4 protein-coding genes are annotated in these 3,718 nt (G+C 57.8%); 3 read left to right on the forward strand and 1 reads right to left on the reverse strand.

The window, feature by feature from the left end:
- Positions 1-36: 36 nt before the first annotated feature.
- Positions 37-672 (forward strand): class I SAM-dependent methyltransferase, encoded by a 636-nt coding sequence (locus NW843_RS12375; protein ID WP_414523087.1) that lies wholly within the window; start codon positions 37-39, stop codon positions 670-672.
- 51 nt (positions 673-723) lie between these two features.
- On the opposite strand, the gene NW843_RS12380 is transcribed toward NW843_RS12375, so the two are convergent.
- Positions 724-1,239 (reverse strand): TIGR02652 family protein, encoded by a 516-nt coding sequence (locus NW843_RS12380; RefSeq protein ID WP_011433824.1) that lies wholly within the window; start codon positions 1,237-1,239, stop codon positions 724-726.
- 301 nt (positions 1,240-1,540) lie between these two features.
- On the opposite strand from NW843_RS12380, the gene rimP reads away from it, so the two are divergent.
- Both rimP and nusA read left to right on the forward strand, forming a co-directional pair.
- The gene (gene rimP / locus NW843_RS12385) at positions 1,541-2,011 is read left to right on the forward strand and encodes a ribosome maturation factor RimP (RefSeq protein WP_011433822.1); all 471 of its coding nucleotides are present in this window, start codon (positions 1,541-1,543) and stop codon (positions 2,009-2,011) included.
- 135 nt (positions 2,012-2,146) lie between these two features.
- Positions 2,147-3,520, forward strand: coding sequence for a transcription termination factor NusA (gene nusA, locus NW843_RS12390; protein WP_414523088.1), 1,374 nt, complete (start codon positions 2,147-2,149; stop codon positions 3,518-3,520).
- Positions 3,521-3,718: the final 198 nt, after the last annotated feature.

The raw sequence follows: 3,718 nt of genomic DNA on the forward strand, positions 1-3,718 counted from the left end.
AATTCAGCAAAGTTCAGGGTTTTGGGGGTTAGAGGCATGCTCTATCGCCGAATAATCTTCCCGCGGCTGTTGGATTTAGCTCTCTCGGGGGAAGGGATGGAGCGCTATCGGCGGCAGCTTCTGGCCCATGTGCAGGGATCCGTTCTGGAGATTGGTTTTGGCACCGGCCTCAACCTATCCTGCTACCCAGAGCACATTCGAAAGATCACAGGGGTAGATCCCAATCCCGGCATGGGATCCCTGGCTCGTCGGCGCATTGCATCTTCTCCCATCGCCGTTGATTGGCAGGTGGCGGATGCCCAGAAACTGCCTTTTCCAAGCCAGAGTTTTGATAGCGTGGTCAGCACCTGGACATTGTGCAGCATTCCCAATGTGGCCAAGGCTTTGAGAGAGATCCGGCGGGTGTTGCGAGCAGGGGGAAAGCTGTTTTTTCTCGAACACGGCCTCAGTGAGGATCCCCAGGTGCAAAGATGGCAAAATCGTCTCAACCCCCTCCAAAAAGTGATTGCAGATGGCTGCAACCTCAACCGAGATATGGCCCGGTTGATCCGAGAAGCGGGGTTTCGGTTTGAGCAACTGGAGCGGTTTTATATGGCCGACCAGCCCAAGTTTATCGGCTACACCTATCAAGGCATAGCGCTTCCCGCCGCGGAAGGAAACTTCCAGTTCTAGAAGACTTGAGCAGCCACCAATTTTCCAACAGCTCTCTACCTGTTCGCCTTTCTAATCACACAGTTGCAGACGGGATTGCGGCTGCCGCATGGCCGGGTCGATCTCGTAGGTCAGCTCAAAGTTGATCACCCGCCAGCGCTGAGGGGATCCACCCCTATCCTCTGGGATTTGGGAGCTGAAGCTGACGGGCAAGCCATAGAGGCGAGGTGGGCCAGGGCGACGGTGGGATCCCTGCTCCAGATAAGGGGTGAGCAGCTGGCGGTAGCGCTCGGCCACGATCACCTGAGTGGCTCGCATCCCTTGCATGCGCAGCCGATCCAATTCTTCATGAATCTCAAAACGGATCCCATCGGCGTGGGTGTGCTGACGAAACCAGCGACCTTCCCAAAAGCGCCAGCGCCGTCCGGATTGCAGGTGTACCAGCTCCTCTTGTTCAGCATCCGCCTCAAATGCACCATGGCGAGGGCAGAGGTAGGTATCGGTCAGGGTGAGGGCCGCAATCGTTTGCCGACAGTGGGGGCACTGAATGCTGGGGCCGAAGATCGGGTAGGAAAAGGCAACAGTCATAGGGAACCCCACAAAACGCGGCTGGATATCTGGGCAAATCCGCAGTTGTCCACATTATAGATGTTGCCTTTTGGGGATCCCCATGACAAAACCGGAGGAGATCTTCTAAATTAGGAGGTAGGGGGGATGCGCTCGAAGTCTGTACTGATTCTGGGCGAGCCTCAAGGAGCTCCGCGATAGCAACGGGGAGTGGGTGGTACCCACTTCTTTGCTTTTTGAGGGGGCTTACTGTCCCCTTTGCCAGCTCCGGCTCAAAGGGGTTTGGATCTGGCGGCAACACCCGGTTGGTGACAAGTTGGTTATGGTTCACCCTCTTATTCCACAGTTGGAGAGCTTGGCCCGTCCCTTGGCCGCTCAACTGGGATACCAGTTGGTGCAGATGGTTTTCCACACCAACCAGCATCCGCCAGTTCTGCGGGTGGATATCCGCCCACTGGATCCCGACCGAGAAACCAGCCATGCCGATTGCGAAGCCATGAGCCAAGCCTTAGAAGTCGAGCTGGATCGGGTGGATCTGATCCCAGGCCAGTATGTGTTGGAGGTGTCCAGCCCTGGCATCAGCAACCTTCTCACCAGCGATCGCGACTTTGTGGTTTTCAAAGGGTTTGCGGTGGAGGTGACCTTGGATCCACCCTACAAGGGCAAAGCCGTTTGGTCAGGACACCTGCTGGGTCGGGATGAGGAGAGGGTTGCCTTATCCCTCAAGGGGCGGCGAGTTCAGTTGCCCCGCGCTTCGGTGCAGCGGGTTGCCCTCTCATCGGAAACTGACTAGGAGACCGGAGATAGAGAGAGCGTTTGACCGCAGGTGGTGCGGCCCTCCCTTCGCATCAGAGATGCGGGTTCAGTTCCCGCTGTGGAGCAATAGCAACAGCAAGTTTCACGAAGTTTGTGCAGGAGGACAGTGGTTATGGCGATGGTGCCTCTGCCGGGTTTGGCGGAAATGGTGGAGATGATCTCGCGGGAGCGCAACTTGCCCCGCCATGTGGTCACCGATGCCCTGCGAGAGGCGCTGCTCAAGGGCTACGAACGCTACCGCAAAACCATCCAGCGAGATGTGGTCTTTGCAGAAGACCACTTCCGCAATTTCGATGTGGAGTTGGATGTGGAGGCAGGAGGCTTTCGCGTTTTGGCCACCAAAGCCATCGTTGAGCAGGTACAGGATCCGGATCACGAGATCTCTCTGTACGACGTGCAGCAGGATTACCCAGAAGCCGAAGTAGGCTGGGAAGTCACAGATGATGTCACCCCACAACAGGCGGAATTTGGCCGCATGGCGGCCATCCAAACCAAGCAGGTGCTGGCGCAAAAGTTACGGGATCAGCAGCGCCGTCTGATTCAGGAAGAGTTCCGCGATCTGGAAAAAACCGTACTGCAGGCACGGGTGCTGCGCACAGAGCGGCAGACGGTGATCATGTCGGTATCCAGCGGTTTCGGACAACCTGAGGTGGAAGCAGAACTGCCCAAGAAGGAACAGCTGGCCAGCGATCGCTACACTCCCAACGCGGTGATGAAGGTCTATCTCAAGAAAGTCTATGAGGGATCCCGGCGGGGGCCACAGCTTTTGGTTTCCCGGGCCGATGCTGGCTTGGTGGTGAACCTGTTTGCCAACGAGGTGCCAGAAATTGAAGAGGATATCGTGCGGATTGTGGCAGTGGCGCGGGAGGCCAACCCCCCTTCCCGAAATGTGGGGCCACGTACCAAGATTGCGGTCGATACGGTGGAGCGGGACGTGGATCCAGTGGGGGCCTGTATTGGCGCGAGGGGATCCCGGATTCAGGCGGTGGTAGCAGAGCTGCGCAACGAGAAAATCGATGTCATCCGCTGGTCGCCGGATCCTGCCACCTACATTGCCAACGCCCTCAGCCCGGCCAAGGTGGTGGAGGTGCGGCTAGTGGATCCGGAAATCCAGCAAGCTCATGTGTTGGTCAACAGCGACCAGCTCAGTTTGGCCATCGGCAAAGAGGGGCAAAATGTGCGCCTAGCAGCCCGCCTCACCGGTTGGAAAATCGACATCAAGGAAGTGGAGAGCTACCGCGCAGCGCTGGAGGAGGCCCAAGCGCAAGGGTTGCCCTATCCCTTCATCACTCCAGCGGCACTGGAGCGCTTCCAGCGGCGGGCAGAGCGGGCTGCTTTGGGCCTAGAGGATGAGGAATACGAAGAAAAGCGCCGCCTGGAGGAAGAGGAGCTGGCGGGGGACGAGAGGCTGGAGGAAGACTGGGCTGACGAAGAGGAGGACTTCGACTACGACGCCGAGTTCGACATTGCCCAGCCGAAGGGGTAATGATATACGCTCTACCCTCACTTTGCCCGTACACTTTGCTCGTAGAGGGCGGCTTCTGCCGGAAGTCTGGGCTTTGGAATGAGTTTTGCTGCAGGGGATCGCGGTTGCACCGAGACCGCAATGGCGCATGTGGGGTTTTCCTGCCTGCTTGGGCAGAACTGCCCTGTTCCGGCAATCTGCATTGGTGAAAGATGCTAG

The sequence above is a fragment of the Synechococcus sp. R5-12 genome (assembly GCF_047502655.1).
Lineage (GTDB): Bacteria > Cyanobacteriota > Cyanobacteriia > Thermostichales > Thermostichaceae > Thermostichus.